General features: G+C 70.0%; 21 protein-coding genes. 10 read left to right on the top strand and 11 right to left on the bottom strand.

The window, feature by feature from the left end:
* Positions 1-196: 196 nt before the first annotated feature.
* Complete coding sequence (locus SD37_RS15740) at positions 197-1,456, bottom strand: MFS transporter (RefSeq protein WP_044850240.1); 1,260 nt, start codon at positions 1,454-1,456, stop codon at positions 197-199.
* 140 nt (positions 1,457-1,596) lie between these two features.
* On the opposite strand from SD37_RS15740, the gene SD37_RS15745 reads away from it, so the two are divergent.
* Positions 1,597-1,887 (top strand): hypothetical protein, encoded by a 291-nt coding sequence (locus SD37_RS15745; protein WP_044850239.1) that lies wholly within the window; start codon positions 1,597-1,599, stop codon positions 1,885-1,887.
* 1 nt (position 1,888) lies between these two features.
* Here the strand turns inward: SD37_RS15745 and SD37_RS15750 are convergent, their stop codons facing one another.
* On the bottom strand, positions 1,889-3,628 hold the full coding sequence (locus SD37_RS15750; protein ID WP_044850238.1) for a discoidin domain-containing protein: 1,740 nt from the start codon (positions 3,626-3,628) through the stop codon (positions 1,889-1,891).
* Between the two features lie 106 nt (positions 3,629-3,734).
* Entirely contained in the window at positions 3,735-4,673 is a 939-nt protein-coding gene (locus tag SD37_RS15755; protein ID WP_044850237.1) for a GlxA family transcriptional regulator, read from the bottom strand.
* Between the two features lie 92 nt (positions 4,674-4,765).
* Between SD37_RS15755 and SD37_RS15760 the strand changes: the two genes are divergently transcribed.
* Genes SD37_RS15760 through rnhA form a run of 5 tightly spaced genes read left to right on the top strand, consistent with a single transcriptional unit; the run spans position 4,766 to position 8,649 of the window.
* Positions 4,766-5,194 (top strand): DUF6010 family protein, encoded by a 429-nt coding sequence (locus SD37_RS15760; RefSeq protein WP_044850236.1) that lies wholly within the window; start codon positions 4,766-4,768, stop codon positions 5,192-5,194.
* 39 nt (positions 5,195-5,233) lie between these two features.
* Positions 5,234-5,902: a HEAT repeat domain-containing protein gene (locus tag SD37_RS15765; protein WP_044850235.1), complete on the top strand. Its 669-nt coding sequence runs from the start codon at positions 5,234-5,236 to the stop codon at positions 5,900-5,902.
* Positions 5,902-6,909, top strand: coding sequence for a HEAT repeat domain-containing protein (locus SD37_RS15770; protein WP_044850234.1), 1,008 nt, complete (start codon positions 5,902-5,904; stop codon positions 6,907-6,909). Before SD37_RS15765 ends, SD37_RS15770 begins: the two co-directional genes overlap by 1 nt.
* 42 nt (positions 6,910-6,951) lie before the next feature.
* Positions 6,952-8,142 (top strand): DNA polymerase IV, encoded by a 1,191-nt coding sequence (gene dinB, locus SD37_RS15775; protein ID WP_044850233.1) that lies wholly within the window; start codon positions 6,952-6,954, stop codon positions 8,140-8,142.
* A 21-nt stretch (positions 8,143-8,163) separates the two neighbouring features.
* Complete coding sequence (gene rnhA, locus SD37_RS15780) at positions 8,164-8,649, top strand: ribonuclease HI (protein WP_044850232.1); 486 nt, start codon at positions 8,164-8,166, stop codon at positions 8,647-8,649.
* 343 nt (positions 8,650-8,992) lie between these two features.
* Here the strand turns inward: rnhA and SD37_RS15785 are convergent, their stop codons facing one another.
* The 4 genes from SD37_RS15785 to SD37_RS15800 form a co-directional block, all read right to left on the bottom strand.
* On the bottom strand, positions 8,993-9,661 hold the full coding sequence (locus SD37_RS15785; RefSeq protein ID WP_044850231.1) for a VldE C-terminal domain-containing protein: 669 nt from the start codon (positions 9,659-9,661) through the stop codon (positions 8,993-8,995).
* A 195-nt stretch (positions 9,662-9,856) separates the two neighbouring features.
* Positions 9,857-10,354, bottom strand: coding sequence for a GerMN domain-containing protein (locus SD37_RS15790; protein ID WP_044850230.1), 498 nt, complete (start codon positions 10,352-10,354; stop codon positions 9,857-9,859).
* Complete coding sequence (locus SD37_RS15795; protein WP_065912842.1) at positions 10,351-11,763, bottom strand: sensor histidine kinase; 1,413 nt, start codon at positions 11,761-11,763, stop codon at positions 10,351-10,353. The genes SD37_RS15790 and SD37_RS15795 overlap by 4 nt, the downstream gene beginning before the upstream one ends.
* Positions 11,760-12,452, bottom strand: coding sequence for a response regulator transcription factor (locus SD37_RS15800; protein WP_037306322.1), 693 nt, complete (start codon positions 12,450-12,452; stop codon positions 11,760-11,762). The genes SD37_RS15795 and SD37_RS15800 overlap by 4 nt, the downstream gene beginning before the upstream one ends.
* Positions 12,453-12,562: 110 nt before the next feature.
* On the opposite strand from SD37_RS15800, the gene SD37_RS15805 reads away from it, so the two are divergent.
* Positions 12,563-13,519, top strand: coding sequence for a phosphatase PAP2 family protein (locus tag SD37_RS15805; protein ID WP_044850228.1), 957 nt, complete (start codon positions 12,563-12,565; stop codon positions 13,517-13,519).
* Between the two features lie 21 nt (positions 13,520-13,540).
* Here SD37_RS15805 and SD37_RS15810 read toward each other — a convergent pair whose 3' ends face one another.
* Positions 13,541-15,079 carry a GGDEF domain-containing protein gene (locus SD37_RS15810; protein ID WP_044850227.1) on the bottom strand — a complete coding sequence of 513 codons (1,539 nt, stop codon included), beginning with the start codon at positions 15,077-15,079 and terminating at the stop codon, positions 13,541-13,543.
* A gap of 140 nt (positions 15,080-15,219) precedes the next feature.
* Here SD37_RS15810 and SD37_RS15815 point away from each other — a divergent pair, with 140 nt between their 5' ends.
* Entirely contained in the window at positions 15,220-16,443 is a 1,224-nt protein-coding gene (locus SD37_RS15815) for a cytochrome P450 family protein (RefSeq protein ID WP_065912843.1), read from the top strand.
* A 78-nt stretch (positions 16,444-16,521) separates the two neighbouring features.
* Here SD37_RS15815 and SD37_RS15820 read toward each other — a convergent pair whose 3' ends face one another.
* Positions 16,522-18,804 (bottom strand): helix-turn-helix domain-containing protein, encoded by a 2,283-nt coding sequence (locus tag SD37_RS15820; protein WP_236725379.1) that lies wholly within the window; start codon positions 18,802-18,804, stop codon positions 16,522-16,524.
* Positions 18,805-19,258: 454 nt separating this feature from the next.
* On the opposite strand from SD37_RS15820, the gene SD37_RS15825 reads away from it, so the two are divergent.
* A complete protein-coding gene (locus SD37_RS15825) occupies positions 19,259-20,194 on the top strand; it encodes a DMT family transporter (protein ID WP_044850224.1) in 936 nt (311 codons plus the stop codon).
* On the opposite strand, the gene SD37_RS15830 is transcribed toward SD37_RS15825, so the two are convergent.
* A complete protein-coding gene (locus SD37_RS15830) occupies positions 20,119-20,625 on the bottom strand; it encodes a GNAT family N-acetyltransferase (RefSeq protein WP_063624588.1) in 507 nt (168 codons plus the stop codon). The genes SD37_RS15825 and SD37_RS15830 overlap by 76 nt on opposite strands.
* A gap of 129 nt (positions 20,626-20,754) precedes the next feature.
* On the opposite strand from SD37_RS15830, the gene SD37_RS15835 reads away from it, so the two are divergent.
* Positions 20,755-20,955, top strand: coding sequence for a hypothetical protein (locus SD37_RS15835; protein WP_044850223.1), 201 nt, complete (start codon positions 20,755-20,757; stop codon positions 20,953-20,955).
* A gap of 23 nt (positions 20,956-20,978) precedes the next feature.
* On the opposite strand, the gene SD37_RS15840 is transcribed toward SD37_RS15835, so the two are convergent.
* Positions 20,979-21,338 carry a VOC family protein gene (locus tag SD37_RS15840; RefSeq protein ID WP_037306314.1) on the bottom strand — a complete coding sequence of 120 codons (360 nt, stop codon included), beginning with the start codon at positions 21,336-21,338 and terminating at the stop codon, positions 20,979-20,981.
* Between the last annotated feature and the right edge of the window lie 96 nt (positions 21,339-21,434).

A 21,434-nucleotide genomic window follows, 5' to 3' on the forward strand; every position in this document is an offset into this window, starting at 1 on the left:
TTGCCGGATTCATCGCTATTTCGAGGGAGGTGAACATCATGCGGGACAACAACTGGACCACTCGGCGTGACAACAACTGGACGTGAGTGATCCGGCCCACACGCGTGCGCGGATTCTCGAAGGGAGGTGAACGTAGTGCGTGACAACAACTGGACGACCCGTCGTGACAACAACTGGACGTGATGATCGGCCTTGGTCAGGAACCGTGCTCACCAACGGGTGTCGTTCCGCCCGCCGGGCCGACGGGATCCGCGTGATCCTCCGGGCCGCGGCGGGACGACACCGCCCGTGACCAGCCGATTCCGGCGACACCCGCGACCGCCACGCCCGCGGCCGCCGCGACGGTGACCACGGTGGTGGGCGCGACGACCTGCGCCAGCAGCCCGGCGGCGGCGATCCCCGCCGCCTGTGCCGCCCGCAATGCCGCGATCGCGACACCGATCACCTGACCGCGATGGTCGGGTGGCGCGGCGAGGCTGTACTGCGTCTGGGTGATCATGTCGTGTGCGGAGAACATCCCCGAGATCGTCCAGAGCACCACGATCGTGACCGGGCCCGGCGCCCAGCCGGTCGGGATCAGCACCAGGCTGCTCGCCACCGCGAGCACGCCCAGCACCCGGACCTGTCGTTCCCGCGGGATCCGGCTCAGCAGGATCCCGCCGAGCACCGAGCCGACCGGGTTCGCGGCCAGCAGCCACGGCAGCGCGCCCGCGCCGCCCAGTTCGGCGGCGACGGGGACGGCGAGGCCTTCGGGCACGACGTAGAACCCGCAGCAGCAGGCGACGAGCAGCAGCCACCGCAGCTTGCGGTCGCGGGCGACCAGGCGGCAGCCGGCGAGCAGGGACGGGCGCCGGTGATGACGCGGTGCCGAGGGCGGGTACCGCTCCAGCCCGAAGCGGAGCATGAGTGCCGAGAGCGCGAACGTCCCCGCGTCGATCAGCAGCGCGCCGGGCACCCCGAGGCCGGTGACGACGGCGGCGCCCGCGCCGAAGCCCACCACGAGCCCGGCCTGGTACGTGGAGGAGATGACGGCCTGGCCGACGACCAGCCGGTCCGGATCGAGCAGATCCGGCAGGAGCGCCTGGCGGGCCGCGTAGAACGGGCCGGCCATGAGCTGCACGGCGAACAGCAGCGCGGCCGCGGCGGGCAGCGGCAGACCGGGCACCGCCATCAACGCGATCAGGACCGCGCGGCCGACGTCGGTCACCACCATCACCGTGCGCCGCGAGAAGCGGTCCGCGACGCCGCCCAGCGCGCCACCGAGGAGGTCGGGCACGAACGTCAGCGCGTACGCGGCCGAAGCCCATCCCGCCGACGACGTCCGGTCGAACACCAGCACCGTGAGCGCGACCCTGGCCAGCTGGTCACCGGCGACCGAGAGCAGGTGCGCGAGCCAGATCCGGCGGAACCCGGCGACCGCGAAGACACTGCGGAACGACGCCGCGCGGGCTGGCATGCGCTTCAGGCTGTCGTGAGGCGGCCACTTTGCGCAACCCCATGAAGGAATTCGAAAAATATCCGGGTCGATGTCGAACCGTCGCGTCTCCGCTCGACGTGTCAGTAGAGAGGCAGTAAACACCGAGGACGGAGAATCCGATGTCGCATTCACTGGGCCCGCTGGCGAACAACCTGGCCGCCTACGCCATCTACTCGACCGCGCAGACCGAGATGCGCCACGCGTACAAGCTGATCGAGGCGGGCGACTACCTCGGCGCCGCCGCGGAGATCGATTCCGCCGCGCACGCCGCCGAGGTGCTCGCCCGCGCCACCTCCGAGCTGGACGCCGAGCGCTCCGAACGATGGCTCAGAGTCGTCGTCGCCCGGAAACGGTTCGCCGAACAGGCCAGGGAGCGGGCCTCGGACACCGCCGTGGCGCTCGCCGCCTGAGTCAGCCCGCCGGATAGGCCGAGCCGATCCAGGCCTCGTCCACCCGCAGCCTGTCGACGCCGTGACCGTCGACCTTCTCGAGCCGCACATGACGCGCCGTCGTCACCGGCAGGTCGATGAACTGCACACCCCGGTGATTGGGCAGCGAGCCGGTCTTCACCGGTGAGCCCCAGTTCTTCCCGTCCGCGCTGACGTAGACCCGGTAGTTCTTGATCCGCGCCGAATTCGACGCCGGGTACGTGGTCGAATCCTCACGCTGATTGATCCCGAGGTACTGGATCCGTTTCGGCGCGCCGAGGTCGAAGCGCAGCGACACCGGTTCTGCCGACGTCGCGTCCCAGTAAGTGGCGTAGTCGCCGTCCGCCGCGGCCTGTGCCGGATGCCCGCCACCGGAGGCACTGGCGCTCATCGTGTACGACGACGCCGGGTAGACGCCCTCGCGGCCGCCGGTCTCGACCTTGAACACCGTGTCGTACTGATCCCACGACGAGATCCCCGACAGCGTCAGCCTGCCGCCCGACTGACTGTGCGCGACGACCGCGCCGGTGCGCAGGTCGGTCACGCGCTTGACCTTGTATCCGTTGTCGCGCAAGGTAAGCGTGCTCCCCGAAGGTTTGGTGAGCACATGGAGGTAATGCTTGTCCGGATCGGTTTTGGACACCGTCGTCACCCCGTGGGCGCCGTCGTTCCAGAAGCCCGGCTTGAATCCTCCGTGGTCGTAGCCGCCGCCATAGGTGCCTTCGACGGATTCCCGGATCTTGCCGAAGAACCCGGCGGCGAAATCGTTGAACGCCTCCTGGTTCGACGGGAACCGCCCGTTCACCATCGCGGTCTCGGCCATCAAGGCCTTGACGTCGGAGCCCTTGTTGGTCAGGTAGCGGCCGAGGGTGAGCTTGTAGTCGACTGCGGAGTTCGAACCGCTGTACCACCAGGCACCGGAACTGGGGAGCTTGAAGCACGCCTCGATCAGCCGCGGAGCGGCGGTGTAGACGGCCTGCGGATAGTCGTAGGCCGGCGTCATCCCGGTCTTCTGCTCGTTGCTGATCGTGTCCATGATCGGCGTGTCTTCGTTGTTGTTGCTCAGCAGGTAGTCCGGCCGGTCCCGGCGGACGCGTTCGTAGAGGCCGTTGCGCTCCCAGTAGGCGTTGTCGTTGTCGATCCAGAACCCGGCCAGATCGGGGTAGCGCCGCATGATCTCGACGAAGTTGTCGTAGCCGAATTCTCCGAAGCCGTCGCGGGTGTGCAGGTCCACCTGTTTGCCCTTGTACTTCGAGTACGCGGACGAGTTCAGCCAGCTCTTGCCCGAGCCGAGACCTTCATTGTACCACTGGGGATCGTCGGTCATGTAGTTGATGACCTTGATCCCCTCGGCCTTGCCCGCGGCGATCAGCTCACCGAGGAAATCCCTTGTGGTGGAACAACTTCCCGGTACGGTCGACGGCCACGCCCTGGCGTAGCCGAGCCTGCTGTGGAACGACGCCAGCACGACGTACTGCGCGTGCAGCTTTTTCGCTTCGCCGATCCAGTACTTCGCGTCCCATCCGCCGTCGGTGACGGCTTTTTCCCAGGCGGCGCAACTGGTGTAGCCCGGCGAAGTGCGCATTCCCCAGTGCAGGAACAGTCCCGCGGTCGAGGCGCGTAACCAGGTCTGGCGGGGATGATTCAGTTCGGCGTTCGCGGGAGTGAGCCCCGCGAGGAGCAGAACGACGGCGAGGAGAACGGCCAAGGTCTTGCGCAGCACGAGCTTGCCTCCTGACGACGTCCCCTACGGCGGGAGAAGACGTGCTCGGTGATGGGTACGGCCATGGTCGCCGTGAAGCCCCGTCACCGGCAAGAGGCGTTCCCGCTCAACGGAAAGCGCGTCGATAGGTGGCCGGACTGACGCCTGTGGTGCGCTTGAACCGGTCGCGGAACGAGGTCGGCGAACCGAAACCGACTTCGGCGCCGATCCGCTCGACGGCGTGCTGGGTGGTCTCCAGCAGATGCTGCGCCTGCCGGACGCGGGTCCGGTGCAGCCACTGCAGCGGCGTCGTCCCGGTCTGTTCGCGGAAATGCCGGATCAGCGTGCGGGTGCTCATCCCGGCGCGGGCTGCGATATCGGCCAGGCTGAGGTCGCGCGCGAGGTTTTCCTGCATCCAAAGCAAGGTGGGTTCCAGTGCCGAGCCGCGGGGAGCCGGGGGATGCCGCAACGCGATGAACTGGGCCTGCCCGCCTTCGCGTTCGAGCGCCATCACCGAAAGGCGGGCCGCGTCGGCCGCGATCGCCGCGCCGTGATCGCGGCGGATCAGGTGCAGGCACAGATCCAGGCCCGCGGCGGCGCCCGCCGAGGTCAGGATCTGGCCGTTGTCGACGTAGAGCACGTCCGGGTCGACGTCGATGGCCGGATGGAGCTCGGCGAGCAGCCCGGCGGCGACCCAGTGCGTGGTGGCGCGGAGGCCGTCGAGCAGGCCCGCGGCGGCGAGGATGAAGGTGCCGGAACAGATCGACGCGATCCGCCTGCCCTTCGCGGCCGCCGAGGTGAGCGCGTCGCGGACGGCCGGGGACAGCGGCCGCGTGGGTTCGGCGGTGCCGGGGACGACGATCGTGTCGGCCTCGCCCAGCCGCTCCAGGCCCCACGGCGCGCGCAAGGTGAAGTGCCCGGCGTCGACCTCCGGGTGCTCGGCGCAGATGAGCACCCGGTAGCCCGCGCCGCCGTCCGGCAGTCTTGTCCTGGTGAAGACCTCGATGGGGGTCGACAGGTCGAACGGGATCACCTGGTCCAGCGCGAGCACGGCGACGGTGTGCATGCCCGGAACCTACCGCGCCGATGGCGGGATCCCGGTGGAAGGCGTCGTTCGCGCCACTGGGAGCGGGCACCGCCGCGTTCTAGCGTCGAGCCATGATGATCATCGCGCCGATTCTGGTCGGCCTCGGCTACGTCGTGCTCATGTCGCTCATCCACGAACCGCACCGCCGTCGCTTCAACGCGATCATGGTGGCGGGTGCCGGTGCCGCCTATCTGAGTGGCGGCGGCCTCGGGATCTGGGAGTTCGCGTTCGCCGCGGTGGTGACCTACGTGGCCTATCGCGGCCTCGAGTCGTGGACGTTCATCGGGATCGCCTGGCTGCTGCACACCGGCTGGGACGTCGTGCACCACCTGAAGGGCGCTCCGATCATCCCGTTCGCGGAGCATTCCTCGTTCGGCTGCGCGATCTGCGACCCGGTGATCGCGATCTGGTGTTTCGCGGGCGGGCGCTCGGTGACGGAGTTCGTCCGCGCCCGGATCGGTTCCCGTTCGGCTGAGCGGTCCCCGTCACTCCGTCCTTGACCTTGACATCGTGACAAGGTCTTCACTGGAGCGCAGGAGGTGATCCCCATCAACACGACACAGAGGACTTCACCGGACCTGCGCCTGCTCGACGCGCTGGGCTCCGAAAGCTCGTCGACGCGGCTCCAGGCGGCGCTGGCGGCCGGGACGGAACCGGACGCCCGGTTCGTCGGCCCGCTCGTGGCACGGTGCGCGATCGAGCCGGACTTCTACGTCCGGGACATGCTGACCTGGGCGCTGACCCGGCTGCCCGCGGAGAGCACGGTGCCGGTGCTCCTGGCGGAGCTCGGTTCCGGGGTCGCCCAGGCCCGGAGCCAGGCGTTGCACACGCTGTCCAAGATCGGCGACCGCGCTGCGTGGCCTGCCATCACCCGGTCGCTGCTGCACGACGCCGACGACGAGGTGGCGCGCAGTGCGTGGCGGGCCGCCGTGGTGCTCGTCCCGGACGGGGAGCGGGCCTGGCTGGCCGGTGAGCTGGCCACCCAGTTCGGCCGGGGTGACCGGACGGTGCGGCTGAGTCTCAGCAGGGCGCTCGTCGCGCTCGGAGACGTGATCGGGCCCGTCTTGCGGACGGGCCTGGCGAGTGCCGACCTCCAGGTGTGCGCGCACGCCCGCGCCACGGATCGGCTCCTGCGCGATCCGGACGCCGGATTCGACGAGTCGAAACGGATCGTCGCGCTGGGACCGGAACGAGCGGAGGGAGCTTGATGCTGATCGGTGAGGTGGCGCGCCGCTCGGGGGTGAGCAGCCGGATGCTCCGGCACTACGACACCCTCGGGCTGGTGCGGCCGACCGGCCGCACCGTCGGCGGCTACCGCGAATACGCCGACGAGGACATCCGCCGGATCTTCCACGTGGAGAGCCTGCGGTCCCTCGGCCTGTCGCTGCGCCAGATCGGACGTGCCTTGGCGGATCCCGCCTTCGAGCCGTCCGATCTGGTCGGCGACCTCATCCGGCGGACCGAGGAACGCCTGAAACGGGAGCAGGAGCTGCTCGATCGCCTCCGCGCTGTCGACGGCTCGGCACCCACGGCCTGGGAAGGGGTCCTGCGCATCGTCGAGCTCCTGCACGGGCTCAACTCGCCCCACGCCGCCCGGCGGCAGCAGGCGGTCCTGGGCCCGGCCGACGACGTGCCGGTGCCCACCGAGGTACTGGCCGGCGCGGTCCTCGCCGAAGCCGATCCGAATGTCGCCGGAGCACTGAGGTGGGCTCTCGCGAGGGCGGGCGGTGACGGGGTGACGAGTCTGATTTCCGGTGTGCGTTCGGCGGACGTCGAGGTCCGGCGGCGCGCGGTGCTCGCCCTCGCCGGGATGCCCGGTGACGAGGCGACCGCCGCCCTGTCCGAGGTACTCGGCGACCCGGATCCGGCGGTCCGCGCCCGCGCCGCGCTGGCCGTGGGTTCGCGGGGCGAGGTCGCGGCCGTGCCGTCGCTCGTCCGCCTGGTGGTCGAGGGCACCTCCGACGTGGAGGCGGCGGAGGTCCTCGGGACCTTGGCGCGCGACGCCGGATGCGCGGACCGGATCATGAGCGCGTTGACCGGCGAACTCGCCGCGCCCGCCGCGGATCCCGCGTCGCGGATCCGCCTCACCCAGGCCCTCGTCGAGATGCCGTCTGCCCTCGCGCTGGGCGTGCTGCGGAAGCTGGCCGAAGACGACGATCGCACCGTCGCCCTGCTCGCCTCGGCCCTCGCGGGAGCGCTCGGCTCACCCGGGTGAGGTGGCTTGGCCACTGGGCCGATCGATGCGAACATATGTTCTATGCCGCCCGAAGGTCCGATCCTGCACGCCGACCTGGATTCGTTCTACGCGTCGGTCGAGCAGCGTGACGACCCGAGCCTGCGCGGGCGGCCGGTCATCGTCGGCGGGGGTGTCGTGCTGGCGGCCAGTTACGAGGCCAAGGCGTACGGCGTCCGCACGGCGATGGGCGGCGGCCAGGCACGGCGGCTGTGCCCGGACGCGATCGTGGTCCCGCCGCGGATGCACGCGTACTCGGAGGCGAGCAAGGCGGTCTTCGCGGTCTTCGACAACACGACACCGTTGGTGGAGGGCATCTCGATCGACGAGGCGTTCCTCGACGTCGGCGGGCTGCTGAAGATCGCGGGCACGCCGAGCCGGATCGCCGCGAAACTGCGCCGGGACGTGCTGGAGCAGGTCGGGCTGCCGATCACCGTCGGCGTCGCCCGGACGAAGTTCCTCGCGAAGGTGGCCAGCGGCGTCGCCAAACCCGACGGCCTCCTCGTCGTGCCGCACGACAAGGAACTGGAGTTCCTGCACCCGCTGCCGGTCGAGCGGCTGTGGGGCGTGGGCGAGGTGACGGCGCGGAAGCTGCGCGAGCGCGGCGTGACCACGGTCGGCCAGATGGAGGGCTTCGGGGAGAAGGAACTCGTCCGGCTGCTCGGCCGCGGCGTCGGCGTCCACCTGCACGCCTTGTCCCACAACGACGATCCGCGGCGGGTGCGGACCGGTCACCGCCGCCGCTCGATCGGGGCGCAGCGCGCGCTCGGGAGCAGGCCGCGTTCGCCCGCCGAACTCGACGCGACGCTGCTGACGCTGGCCGATCGCCTCGCCCGGCGGCTGCGCGCGGCGCACCGGGTGTGCCGGACGGTCGTGCTCCGCCTGCGGTTCGCCGACTTCACCAAGGCGACGCGTTCGCACACGCTGCCGGAGGCGACCGAACACACCGGCGCGATCGTCGCGGCGGCCCGCGAACTGCTCGCCGCCGCGAGACCGCTGATCGACGAACGCGGGCTCACCCTGATCGGCCTCGCGCTCACGAACCTGTCGTCGGACGACGCGATCCAGCTGGTCCTGCCGTTCGAGGCGAAGCCGAGGGACGCGCTCGACTCGACGCTCGACACCGTCCGGGACCGCTTCGGGACGAAGTCCATCACGCGGGCGGTGCATCTCGGGCAGGCCGAGGAGCCGTGGGTGCCACTGCTGCCGGACTGAACCCGTCGCTAGGGTGTCCCGGTGGCGGAAGTCGAGATCTACACCGATGGCGCGTGCAGCGGGAATCCCGGCCCCGGCGGCTGGGGCGCGGTCCTGCGGTACGGCACGGTCGAGAAGGAGATCTACGGCGGGGATCCCGGGCCGACCACGAACAACCGGATGGAGCTGACCGCGCCCATCGAGGCGCTGGAAAGCCTGAAGCGGCGGGTCACGGTGGACATCTACACCGACAGCACCTACGTCCGGAACGGCATCACCAGCTGGGTGCGGAACTGGAAGAACAACGGCTGGATGACCTCCGCCAAGACCCCGGTCAAGAACGCCGACCTCTGGCGCCGCCTCGACGAAGCCGCCTCGCGGCACGACGTCGAATGGCATTGGGTCAAGGGTCACGCCGGGCATCCGGAGAACGAGCGAGCGGACCGGCTCGCCGTCAGGGGCGTGGAAGAGGTCGTGGGGCGACCGGTGGTCCAGCCCGGCGAGCGGTCCGCTCGGCGTCGTTATTGAGGGGTAAGGCAAATATGGCGTGCCCCGCCGCGGTACCGGATTGGCTGACGGAAGCCAGTCTCGACCCCAGGTGTCCGCAAGAGACCCCTGTCCGCCCCCAGGTGTCCAATTTGAGTAGTTCGCGCGGTTTTGGGATGGGGTCGTGAGTGATAAGTAGCGTTCTAACGCTCTTTATCACTCACGACCCCATCCTGAACCGTACTTCTAGGCATCGATCGGACACCGGGTCGCTGGTGACTATCCCTTGTGGACAGACATGGGACGCTCCCTGCCCCACTTGGGGCCTTCACAGCTGCGAGCCGATCGCGCCATGTTTGGCTTATCTCTCAATAGAAAGGCGTCGTCAGCAGCTGACGCTGACCTTCGCGCTCTTGGCGAAGGACACGTGGACGTGGTCCATGTGGTTGGCGGTCGCGCCGCCGCGGTCCTCCATCGTGTCCCAGCCGCTGCCGTCGTTGTAGCGCTGGCGCCAGATGACGTAGGTGATGCCGAAGTCCTTCTGGTTGGCCAGGATGTAGTCGGCGATGGCGTTGCCGGTGGCGGTGTCGACCATGAAGTCCAGCGCGAGGCCGGACGGGTGGTCGCTGGCGTTCGCGCGGCCCGCGACACCGCCGATGTTCGTGACACCGAACTTCGCCTTGATGTGGTTGCCGACCTGGGCCACATGCGGTTTGGTGCCGGCGAGGCTGGTCGAACACGAGGCCGTCGCGGCGGGCACGGTCTTCTTCACCGGGGCGGGCGCCTTGGTCGACGTCGTCGGCTTCGGGGGAGCCGCGGTGGTCGAGGGAGGCGGTGCCGGGCTGGAGGGCGGGGTACTGCTGGTCGACGGCGGGGGAGTCACGCTGGAGACCGGGGGAGCCTGCAGCGCGAGCGCGGCACTGGCCGCTTCGACGTCAGGGGAACCTGCGGTGGTCAGCCACATCGACGCCGGGAGCGCCGTGGCGACGGCTGCCGCGATACCCGCGGGGAGCTTCCACTGCGGAGCCTTTTTCTTGCGATGTCTGCCGGCCATTTCTCTGATCACTCACCACTTCGGGGACGGGAACTCGCGTCGGGGGCCGCGAGCTCCGGGCAACATTACGAAATGGACACGGCAAAGTCACGTGCGAGTGTGCTCGCCCACAGTTACCTTGATCGGTGAACCGAACAGGGCTGACATCCGTACAGCCTCAAGAGTGCGTTTCTGTGCGCACTGTGAGTGACGAAGTCAGCCGGCCTTGCAGCTCTGGAAGTACAGCGTCCCGTCCGGCGAGGTCACGGTCATCCCCTGGGCGCGCGGAGCCCGTCCGATCGCCGCCGTGGCCGAGATCGCGGTGCAGACCAGCTGGTTGAGGGCCTGGTCGGAGAATTTACGCACGCTGAACGGCAGCACCATGGACGGTGGGTCGCTGGAGTACACCTCGACCCGGCCCACCTCGGGCGGGACGAAGGTGGTGAGTCCCTGCGCGGCCTCCCGCTCCGTCGGCCCCTTCAGCAGCATCGTGATCGCGCCTTCGGGGGAGATGAAGCCTTCGGTGGGCCGGGTCACCGGGACGACCCGGCCGTCGGAGACGAAGTACAGCGTCAGGCCGGTGAGCACCGCCGGGCCGGTAGTGGCGCGCATCGACGGTCCCGGCCCGGCCGGGACGACACCGGTCGGCTGCACTCCGCAGGCCGCCACCAGTGTCGCGGCCGCGAGGGCGGGCAGCAGCCTCGTCTTCCTCATCGCGTCCCTCCCCCGGGCCGGTGCGGCAGGCGCAGCACGAACCGGGCACCGTGCCCGGTGTTGGCCGCCGTGATGTCGCCGCCGTGCAGGCGGGCGTTCTCCAGCGCGATCGCCAGGCCCAGCCCGCTGCCCTCGGACCGGGCACGGGCGGTGTCGGCCTTGGTGAACCGGTCGAACACATGCGGCAGGACCGCGGGGTCGATCCCCGGGCCGTGGTCGTCGACCTCCAGCGTGACGCCGTCGCCGTCGGTGCGCAGGCGGACTTCGACCGGGGCGGCGCCGTGCCGGAGCGCGTTGCCGACGAGATTCGCCACGATCAGGTCGACCCGCCGCCGGTCGACGCGGGCGAGGACCCCCTCCGGCAGGTCGGTGACCAGGTCTTCGCCTTCGTGCCAGCCGCGGGCGTCGAGGCTGTCCCGGATCGCCGTCGCGAGATCCCATTCGTCGAGCACGAGTTCGGCACGGCCCGCGTCGAACCGGGAGATCTCGACCAGGTCCTGGACGAGCCGGGTCAGCCGCCGGGTCTCGCCCGACACCAGCCGCGCCGCGACGGCGGTGTCCGGCGGCAGCGTCTCGGCGTCCTCGTCCAGGACGTCGGTGACCGCGTTCATCGCCGCGAGCGGGGTGCGGAGTTCGTGCGAGACGTCGGCCACGAACCGGCGCGCGTCGGCCTCCATGGCTCTCAGCTCGCCGACCGTGCGTTCCAGCTCGGCGGCGGTGTTGTTGAAGGTCGTGACCAATTCGGCCAGCTCGTCGGATCCCTTGGCGGGCAGCCGGACGTCGAGCCTGCCTTCGCCGAGCTGGGCGGCGGCGGTGTTGAGCGCGCGTACCGGCCGCAGCACCTGCCTGGCCGCGAGGAGGGCGAGCGCGCCGCCCAGCGGCAACGCCAGCGCGGCCGTCTGCCAGGCGGATTTCGCGAGTTCCTCGATGGCCTGCTGCTGCTGGACGAGCGAGGTCAGCGAGTACACCTCGATGCCGGTGGGCCCCATCGTCCCGTCCGGCTGCCGTTCCAGCACCGGCAGCCCGACCAGGAGTTCCGGGGTGGCGTCGCGATTCAGCCGCTGGAACTGGATGCGGTTGTCGTGGGCGACGGTCTCCCGCAGCTCGGGCGAGAACGTGGTCAGATCCGGGCCGTTGACCGAGCGCAGGTCCCGGTAGACCGCGACGGCGTTCAACCGCAGGCTTCCGGCGAAGTCGTTGAGCTGTTCCTGGGTCGGCGGCGTGGACAGCGGACGGCCGTAGGTGGCGACCCGGTCCTTGAGCTGGTTCATCGCCGCGTTCTGGACCGCTTCGAGGATGGCGTTGCGGGCCGAGACGTAACTGGCCCCCGCCGCGGCCGCCGCCCCGATGATCGTCATCACCGCGAAGGCCAGGATGAGCCGGGGCCGCAGGCCGGAGAGCAGCCTCATGAACGGCCGAACCGGTACCCGAAGCCCCGGACGGTCTGGACGTGGTCGGGTTTCGCGGGCACGTCCTCGATCTTCGCGCGCAGCCGCTGGACACAGGCGTCGACCAGCCGGGAATCGCCGAGGTAGTCGTGATCCCAGACGGCGGAGAGGATCTGCTGGCGGCTGTAGACCTGGCCGGGCGTGCGCGACAGTTCCAGCAGCAGTTTCAGCTCGGTGGGGGTGAGCGAGACCGGCGCGCCGTTCTTCGTGACCACCAGCCCGGCCCGGTCGATGACCAGCCCGCCGTGCCGTTCCTCGGCCGGATCCTCCTCGCTCGCGGGTTTCTCGCTCACCGCGCGCCGCAGCACCGCCCTGATCCGGGCGTCGAGCACGCGGGGTTCGATCGGCTTGGTCACATAGTCGTCGGCGCCCGCCTCCAGCCCGGCCACGATGTCGAAATCGTCGCTGCGGGCGGTCAGCATGATGATCGGCACCTCGCCGGCCGCGCGGATGCGGCGGCAGGTCTCGAAGCCGTCGATCCCCGGCAGCATCAGATCCAGCACGACGATGTCGGGCTGGAACACCCGCAGCTTCTCCAGCCCGAGTTCACCGCTCTCGGCGGTGTGGACGGTGTGCGCCTGACGGCGCAGCGCGAGTTCCAGACCCTCCCGGACGGACGCGTCGTCTTCGATCAAAAGGACACTTGCCACGCCGCCATTATTCGGATATCGCCGCGCGTGTGCGACTCGGCTCGATCTTGTAGCAGAACCATGACATTGTCCGGACCTCTCCGCTAAACGCCGTGGGGACAGTGGGACCCATGGCCGTACTCATCCACGAAGCGAAGCCGACCCCCGCCCACCGTCCCGCGCCCGGACGGCACGCCGAGGCCAGGCTCACCCTGTCCAGGGCCGTGTTCCAGCTCGCCACCGGACTGGGACTGGCCGCCGCGTTCGTCGTGACCTACGTGCTCTTCGTGCACACGTCGGCCGGACAGCTCGCGGAGAACGGCGTCGTCCGCAGCGCGCAGTCCGGCCGCTGGTCCACAATGGACTGGGCGGGACCGTTGCGGGAGCAGGACATGGTGCTGGTGCTCGGCGCGGCCGTCATCGTGCTGGTCGGCTTGGCCCTCCTGCGCCGCAAACCCGGTCTCCTCGTTCCCGCGCTGAGCGTCCTCGTGCTCCCGCTCGTCACCGCGCAGCTGCTCAAGCTGTACCTGCTCGAACGCCCCGAACTGCCCGACGGTGGCTACGGTCCCGGGCACAACAGTTTCCCGAGCGGCCACGTCAGCGCCGCCATGGCGATCCTGATGGCGCTCACTTTCGTTCTGCCCCAACGGTTCCGTCCGGTGATCATCGGGACGGGCGGCGTCGCCGTCGCCTGGGTCGCGTCGTCGACCATCGCGCTGGGCTGGCACCGGCTGAGCGACACGGCGGGCGCGTGCCTGCTGGGGGCGTCGTTCGCCTGCGTCCTCGCCGCCTGGCTGACCACGCGGCGCCGGGACCTCCGCCGCACGCCCGCCGTCCTCGTGGCCCTGGCCACCGTGGCGCCGACCGGGATCGTGCTGATCGGGTTCGCGGTGCTGAACACCGCGACCGCCGGCGCCGCCCAGTTCGTCGCCGCGCTGGTGCTGGGCGCGCTGTCCGCGGTGGGCATCGTGCTGGTCACGCTGTGGCCGCTGCGCGGGTCCGCCTTCGAACGGCGGACCGGGGTGGAGACCCGGGTGGTCGACGACCTGCTCGAAACCCGCCTGGTGCAGCGCCCCGAACGCATCTAGAGGACTGAATGCGTGGGGTCGTCACTCCCGGCGCGAGTCGCCTGCCCGGCTCAGCGGCGAGGTCGGGGCCCTGGGCGAGGGCGGTTCGGGCGCGGAAGTCGCCGAAGGAGCCACAACGACCCGATTCCGCCCGGCTCGCTTCGCCGCGTACATCGCCGAGTCCGCCGCGCGGAACAGCTCGCCGTAATCCGTCGAGTGCTCAGGCGAAAGCCCGACACCGATCGACACCGTGCAGCCGTGGATCGGGCCCACCGCGCGGGGTTCGTTGGTGGCGTGCCCGCTGGCGAGTTCCGTCAGCCCGGTGATCGCGGTCTTGGCGACGGCCTCCCGGATCCGCTCGGCGACCCGCAGGGCCTCCTCGCGGGTGGTGTCCGGCAGCAGTACCGCGAACTCCTCGCCACCCCAGCGCCCGACGACGTCGGAAGCGCGGGTGTTCTGCCGGAGTACCGCGCTGACGCAGCCGAGCACGATGTCGCCGCCGGAATGCCCGTACTTGTCGTTCCACTGCTTGAAATGATCGAGATCCAGCATGAGGAACGCCGTCGGGCGCCGATCGGTCTGGTCTTCGAGCAGCCTCAGCGCCGCGGGCGCGTGGAAGGAGTCCTCGGTCAGCAGCCCGGTCTTCCGGTCGCGCTGGCTGCGCGCGATCGTGTCCGCCAGCGCCTGCGAGAGCCGGGTCGAGCGCAGCGCGACGCCGATCATCACCAGCGGCACCAGCGCGATGTTGACCGCGCCGAGGATCGTGGTGCACGCGGCGAGTTGCAGCGCGTAGACGAAGTCCGCGTTGTCGGCCCAGCTGCCGATCAGTTTCTGCCGTCGCCAGCCGCCCCAGGCCAGGCCGCGCGCGATGCTGATCAGGAGGGTCTGCGACGCGAAGTACCAGAGGGCGGTGCCCACCAGCGCGACGGCGGCGAAGAGGATGTCACCGGGCCGCTGGGGGAGCGTGCCCGATTCGAGCCAGGTGTGCAGTGCCGTCAGTTCGATGATCGTGTGCACGCCGAGGATGGACGCGGCGTGCGCGGCGGTGGTGAAGAGGAAGGTCGTCATCGCCTTGTGCGCGATGGAGTAACGCTGGACGCGGACCATCAGCAGCAGCGTGAGTGAGTAGGCGGGTGGCAGCAGGACGGCCGCGCTGCCCAGCCAGACCGCGGTCTGGTCGATGTGCTCGCCGCGCCGGTCGTCGGCGCGCCGCTGTTCCTCGGGATGCTGGGTCTGGACGAGGTACCAGACGGCGCAACCCGCGATCACGCCGAAGCGGACGAGGTCCGTGGTGGTGGCGGAGGCCTTGAAAACGCTGTACAGCGCCCACCCTGCGACGGCGAGTTCAGTGCCGAGCATCCAGACGACGGCCGCGGGCGGCAGCCGCCACAGCTCCCAGCCCGCCGGATGCCGCAGAGTGTTCCAGGCACGGCTTCGCAGCCGCCAGACGCGGGCGGCGGCGAGCCCGACGGTGTCGGCGAACCCGCGGACCGACCCGGTCTCCCGCTCCGAGACCACGTCGCGGTTAGCGGTCTTCAATTCCTCCCGTAGCCCGAAGTCGCTGACGAGGGCCACCTCCATCCGTTACGCACCGCACCCGCCTCGATCTTGCTGGTCACCACAAGAGGGTGACAGGGGGACCGCGTTGACGATCGCGTGAGACAGGGCAATGCCTGCGTTCGCCGTACTCGATGCCGCCACAAGCTGGCAGGGTGGCTCGTATGCCAGACGCCGCATACGACGCCGAAGCGGGCCCGGTCATGTTCGGGCCGGAATTCGACCGGGATCCCTCACCCGCCTACGAATGGCTGCGTGCGAACGCCCCGGCGTTCCGGCTTCCGCTGCCCGGCGACACCTGGACCTGGCTGCTGACCCGGCACGAGGACGTCGTCTCCGCGATGGCCGACCCCCGGTTGTCGAAATGCCCGTCCGTGGCCGCGGACCACTGGCGCGAGGCCAATCTCGGGCTGCCCGCGGACCACCGGCCGACGCTCATCGGGCATATGAACAACTTCGAGGGCGACGAGCACGCGAGGCTGCGGAAGGCGTGCGCCGGCGCGTTCGGGCCGCGGCGGCTGCAGCATATGCGTGACCGTACGCATCAGCTGGCGAACGAACTGCTCGACCCGATCCTGGAGCGCGGCGAGGGCGACCTCGTCGAGGATTTCGCCTACCCGCTGGGGATCCGGTCGATCTGCGAGCTGATCGGCATCCCGGACACCCTCCTGGACGAGGTCCGCCCGCCCGCGCTGGTGGTCGCCGCCGGCGACGTCACCGACATGCCGTCGATGCTGAAGGCGACCGACGACCTGGACGAACTGCTCGCCGGCGTCGTCGCGCGGAAACGGGCCGAACCCGGCGCGGACCTGATCAGCGATCTGCTCGCGCAGGAGGCCGCCGGAAAGCTCACCGAGGAGGAGGTCGCCGCGACGGCGTTCCTCACGCTGATCGCCGGGCACGAGACCACGATCAGTCTCATCGCGTCCACCGCGCTGACCCTCATCACGCATCCGGAGGAGGCGGCCCGCGCCCGCGCCGACGGCTCGCGGCTGACGCTCGTCATCGAGGAGGTCCTGCGCCGCGACCCCCCGTTGCAGAACACCAGCTGGCGTTTCGTCACCGAGCCGATGGAACTGGCCGGGCAGCGGATGGAGGCGGGCGACCCGATCCTGTTGTCGTTGCTGGCGGCCAACCGCGACCCGGAGGTCCACCCCGAACCGCTCGCCTTCCGCCCGGGCGAGCGGCCGGTGCGGCACGTGGCCTTCGGTCTCGGTCCGCATATCTGCATCGGCGCCGCGCTCGCGCGGATGCAGGCGTCCGCGGCGCTGGAGACGTTGTTCGACCGCGCGCCGTCGATGACGCTGACCGTGCCCGAAGACCGGCTCGTCTGGTGGCCGAGCGCGATCACCCGCGGCCTGCACCACCTGCCGGTGACGCTCGGCTGAGCCGCGTGCCCCGGTGGTCGTGAGTGGTAATGACGGTTCTAACCCTCATTACCACTCACGAGTCCCGTGGCCCGGTGGCTAGACCGAGCCTTCGAGACGGCCTCGCAGCACGCTCGCCTTCCGGTCGTCGAGGTCCATGACGAGCTGGAGCGCGTCCCGCCAGGCCGCCCTCGCCGCTTCCGGGTGGCCCTGCGCGGCCAGCGCGCAGCCGCGTTCGTCGAGCGCGTCGGCCTGGCCCCAGACGTCGCCGCAGTTCCGGTAGGCGGTCAGCGCCTGCTCGCAGTACTCGAGCGCCTGCTCCAGGTCGCCGAAGCGGCGGCAGGTCCGGGCCAGCGGCACCAGCGCGAAACCCATGCCGTGCTGGTCGGCGTCCTTGGCGTAGACGTCCAGGGCGCGACGGCCGTGGTCGAGGGCCAGGTCGCGGTCGCCGAGATCGCGATAGGCGCGGCCGAGGTGGACCCGCGCGGTCGCTTCGCCGAGCTGGTACCCGATCCGCGCGTTCACCTCCACACTCTGTTCGACCAGGCGGACGGCTTCGGCGTAGTCCTCGCGTTCGTGCGCGATGTTGCCGAGCCCCACCAGTGCCCAGCCGAGGCTCGGGTTCTCGCCGATCTCGTCGGAGATGCCGACGGCCTGGCTGTACAGCTCGTGCGCGCGGTCGAGGTCGCCGCGCCGCCGGTGCGCCTCGGCGAGGTTGATCGCCGACCATGCCAGCCCGCCGAGGTCGCCGCCCGCCTTCGCGGACTCGATCGCCACGTCGTGACTCGAGATCCAGGTCTGCCACGGCCTGCCGAGCAGGTGGTAGTCGAACATCTCCACCGGAAGCCGCCAGCCGATCTCGTACAGCCCGTGGTCCAGCGCCAGCCGCGCGACGCCGGTGATGCTCGGCATCTCCGACGCGCACCAGATGTAGGCCTCGTCGAAGGTGGCGAACCGCAACGGCTCGACGCCTTCGGGGGCGGGGCCGAGGTCGACGTGGTGGTCGCGGGCCGGGGTCAGTGTCCAGCTCGCCGCGTTGGCCGCGTAGAGGTACCAGTGGGCCAGCCGGGATACCGCCGCCTGCCGCTCGTCCCGCCATTGTCCGGCGGCGGCCTCTTCGGCGGCGTAGACGCGGAGCAGATCGTGGAACCGGTAGTACCGCGCGCCGACCTGCTGCACGAGATGCGCCTGGACGAGTTTGTCGACAAGGCGTCTCGCGTCGTGTTCGGGCAGCCCGGCGAGCGCGGCGGCCGCGCCGGCGGTGAACCGCGGGCCAGGGTGGAGGCCGAGCAACCGGAACATGCGGGCGGTGTCGGCGTCGAGCGCGCGGTAGGACCAGCTGAAGGCGGCGCGGACCCCGACGGCGTCGTCGTCGACCGCGAGCAGCTCCAGCCGCCGCCCCTCGGCGACGAGTTCGCGGGCGAGGTCACCGACGCTCTGGTGCGGATGGGTGGCGACCCGTTCGGCGGCGATGTTCACCGCCAGCGGCAGCGCCGCGCACAGCCGGACGAGCCTGCCGACGCCTTCGGGATCACCCGCCGCGCGTTCGTCGCCGATGAGGTCGGCCATGAGCCGCGTCGCTTCGAGATCTTCCAGTGGCTCCAAGGAAACCTGGACCGCGCCGCTGCCGACGACCAGGCCGGAGAGCCGCCGTCTGCTGGTGATCAGCACGGTGGTGTCCGGGGTGCCGGGCAGTACCGGCCGCACCTGGTGCGAGTCGAGGGCGTTGTCCAGTACGACGAGGGTGCGCTGGCCGCGCAGCAGCCCGCGCAGGAGCGCGAGCCGCATGTGTTCCTCGGCGGGGATGCGGTCGGGGCGCACGCCGACGCAGCGGAGGAGATCGTCGAGAATGTCGGCGGGTTGCGCGGGGGAGCCCGCCGCGTAGCCGCGCAGATCCGACCAGAGGACGCCGTCGAATTCCTCCTGCCGCCGGTTCGCCCATTTCAGGACGAGCGCGGTCTTCCCGACCCCGGGCGGGCCGGCCACGAAGACCACTTTGGCCGGTCCTTCGAACACTTTTTCGTCGAGCAGCGCGAAGTGTTCTTCACGGCCGACGAAATGGCTCGGCGGCGGGGGAAGGTGAACGTAGGGTTCCGCGCGGGCGGCCTCGGCGAGCACGATGAGCGTCCCGCCCGCTTCCAGCGCGCGGTCGCAGGCTTCGGCGAATTCCGCGCTCGGCGGGGTGAGCCCGCGTTCGACCCGGCTGATGAGACTCTTGTCGACATAGGCGAGTTTCTGGAGTTCGCGCAGCGCCAGGCCTTTCGCCTGCCGCCGTTGCCGCAATGCGCGCCCGAACGCCCACGCGGCCGTCGAAACCGGCCGCGGTTCCGCCCGTGCTTTCCCGGTTTCCCCGGATCTGGCCGAGCCGGAATTCTCGGTCACCAGAAGCACCTTTCTCCCTGCTCCGCGGCAGATCGTGCCATACCGGCGTGACGGCGGGCAGGGCCATCTGCCGATTCGACGCTGGGCGGAATGGCTCCGCGCGCGACAACCTTCCCATTACATGGGTCACAACACGGCCACCGGGTGTACGGAGCAGGAAAGAAAGCCTCCAAACTGTGCGGGAACGCGCCCGTTCCCCACCGGTGCGCCCGTCGAGAGGGAGGTGGATCATGCGCGACCGCGAAATGTGAGCAAGGCCCTGTTCCGCCTTGCGAGCAACCGGGCGAGTACTGATCTCCTCGGAGCCGGTCGTGGTCGCCTTCCCGGCGGCCACGGCCGTGACCGTTCGGAACATGTAGCGCCCCTTAACGTCGGTGTAGATCTTTTCACTTGTCCTGTCGGATCCGCCGAGGCAGCTTGGAGAGGTATCGAGCAGCCCGGCGAAAGGAACAACGTGAGCATCGGCGCGCCAGGAACCCTGGTCCGGATGGGCGTTCTCGCCCTCCTGTGGGGATCGGGGTTCCTGTGGATCAAACTCGCGTTGACCGGGCTGTCGCCCATCCAGGTCACCGTCATCCGCTGCGCCCTCGGCGCGGCCGTCCTCCTCGTACTGAGCCGCTGGGCCGGGCAGCGCCTGCCGCGGGGCCGCCGGATCTGGGGCAGGCTGCTCATCGCCGCCTTCTTCTGCAACGCCTTGCCGTTCGCGTTGTTCAGCATCGGTGAACTGACCGTGGATTCCGGGATCGCCGGGGTGATGAACGCGACGACGCCGCTGTGGTCGTTGCTGATCGGCATCGGGATCGGCGGCGAACGCCGCGTCACGCCGGTCCGGGTCGGCGGGCTGGTCCTCGGTTTCGCCGGGATCCTGCTGATCTTCGCGCCGTGGCAGAAGAGCGGCCTGCTCGGCTGGGGGACGCTGGCCCTGCTCGGTGCCGGCGTCAGCTATGCCGTCGCTTTCGCTTACATGGGACGGAAACTCGTCGGCCAGGGCGGGCCGATCGCGATCTCGGCCGCACAGCTGCTGACCGCCACCGGGCTCAGCGCGCTCGCGCTGCCGTTCGACGCGACGCCGACCGGGCCGCTGAACGTGACCGCGCTGATCGCCGTCGTCGTCCTCGGGATCTTCGGCACCGGCGTCACCTTCTATCTCAACTACAGGCTCATCGAGGACGAGGGCGCGACCTCCGCGGCGACGGTCGGCTACCTGCTGCCGGTCGTTTCGGTCGCACTGGGCGCGGTGGTCCTCGGCGAGGACCTCGGCCCGCGCGTGCTCGCCGGGATGGCGGTGGTGCTGCTCGGTGTCGCGCTGACGCGCTACGTGAGGTCCTCGGCGAGCAAGTCCATCAGCAACCCGTCGTGCCAGCCGTCGCCCTCGGTGTCGCGTTCGTAACGGCGCATCACCCCGACCTCGCGGAAGCCGACGGCCTTGTAGCAGCGGATCGCGGCGTCGTTGTCCACGGCGGGATCGATCACCAGCCGGTGATGCCCGCGATCGTGCACGAGGTGGCGGGCCATCGTGCGGACGGTGTCCGTGCCCAGCCCGCGGCCGTGCGCCGCCGGGTCGAGGAAGAGGTCGACCGACGCGTGCCGGTACATCGGGTCCTCTTCTTCGCCGTACTGGACCAGGCCCCGGACGGCGCCGTCTTCCAGGACGGTGAAGCAGGTCGTCAGTGGGTCGTCGAACGGCCAGGTGGGGGAATCGTCCACCGAACCCCAGCGCGCCCTGACCTCGGCCGTGCCGATGATCCGCCGCAGCTCCGGGACGTGGGCTTCGGTGACCGGGGCCAGTATCACGATCTCCCCGCGCAACTCGGTGGTCAGTTCCCGCTCCGTCCGCTCGTTTCGAGTGGCGCCAGTCTAGAGCGTGAGCGGCGCCGGGAACCGCAAGAAAACAGGGGGTGTTCTCAGCCGAAATCAGGTATCAACGAAAGGGAAGGGTGGAGGTGGGTCATGGGGAACCCGTACGAAGCACTGCGCCCGGCCGGGGAACTGGTCGACGGCGGGGAAACGGCTGTGCGCGCGGCGGTGCTGCGCAAGGCGACCGAAACGGTGGTCGCGAACGCCCGAGACGCGACCGATTGCCGGATGCTGCTGGAGATGCTCGGGCTGCACGCCAAGCCCGCGACCGGATCCGGCGAAGAGGCCGCCTGAGTCCACACGGGACACAGGACGCCTCAGTGCCGGGGCAGCACACAGAACTCGTTGCCTTCCGGGTCGCTCATGACCACCCAGTGGTCGGACTCGGGGTCGTCGATGATCTTGGCACCGAGTGACACGAGCCTGGCGACCTCTTCGCGTTGCTCGAGTTCGGTGGGGGCGAGGTCGAGGTGCAGCCGGTTCTTGCCGGACTTCTCCTCGGGGACCGGCTGGAAGAGCAGGCTCGGCAGGCCAGGGCTCTTCACTTCGACGTAGGTCACGCCGTGGCCGTCGGTCCAGCGCTCGGTTTCGGGATAGCCGAGCGCCTCCTTCCAGAACGCGGCCAGTGCTTCGGCCTCTCGGCAGTCGACGGCGACGGCGAGCATCCGGGTTCGCATCCTCCCACGGTGCCACGGACCGGCGAGGTTTGCCGGATGCGCAGCCGGGCATCCGGCGGGCGACAGAGCCATTCGCCGCCATTTCGCCGGAGGGAG

The organism is Amycolatopsis orientalis, from assembly GCF_000943515.2.
Lineage (GTDB): Bacteria > Actinomycetota > Actinomycetes > Mycobacteriales > Pseudonocardiaceae > Amycolatopsis > Amycolatopsis orientalis.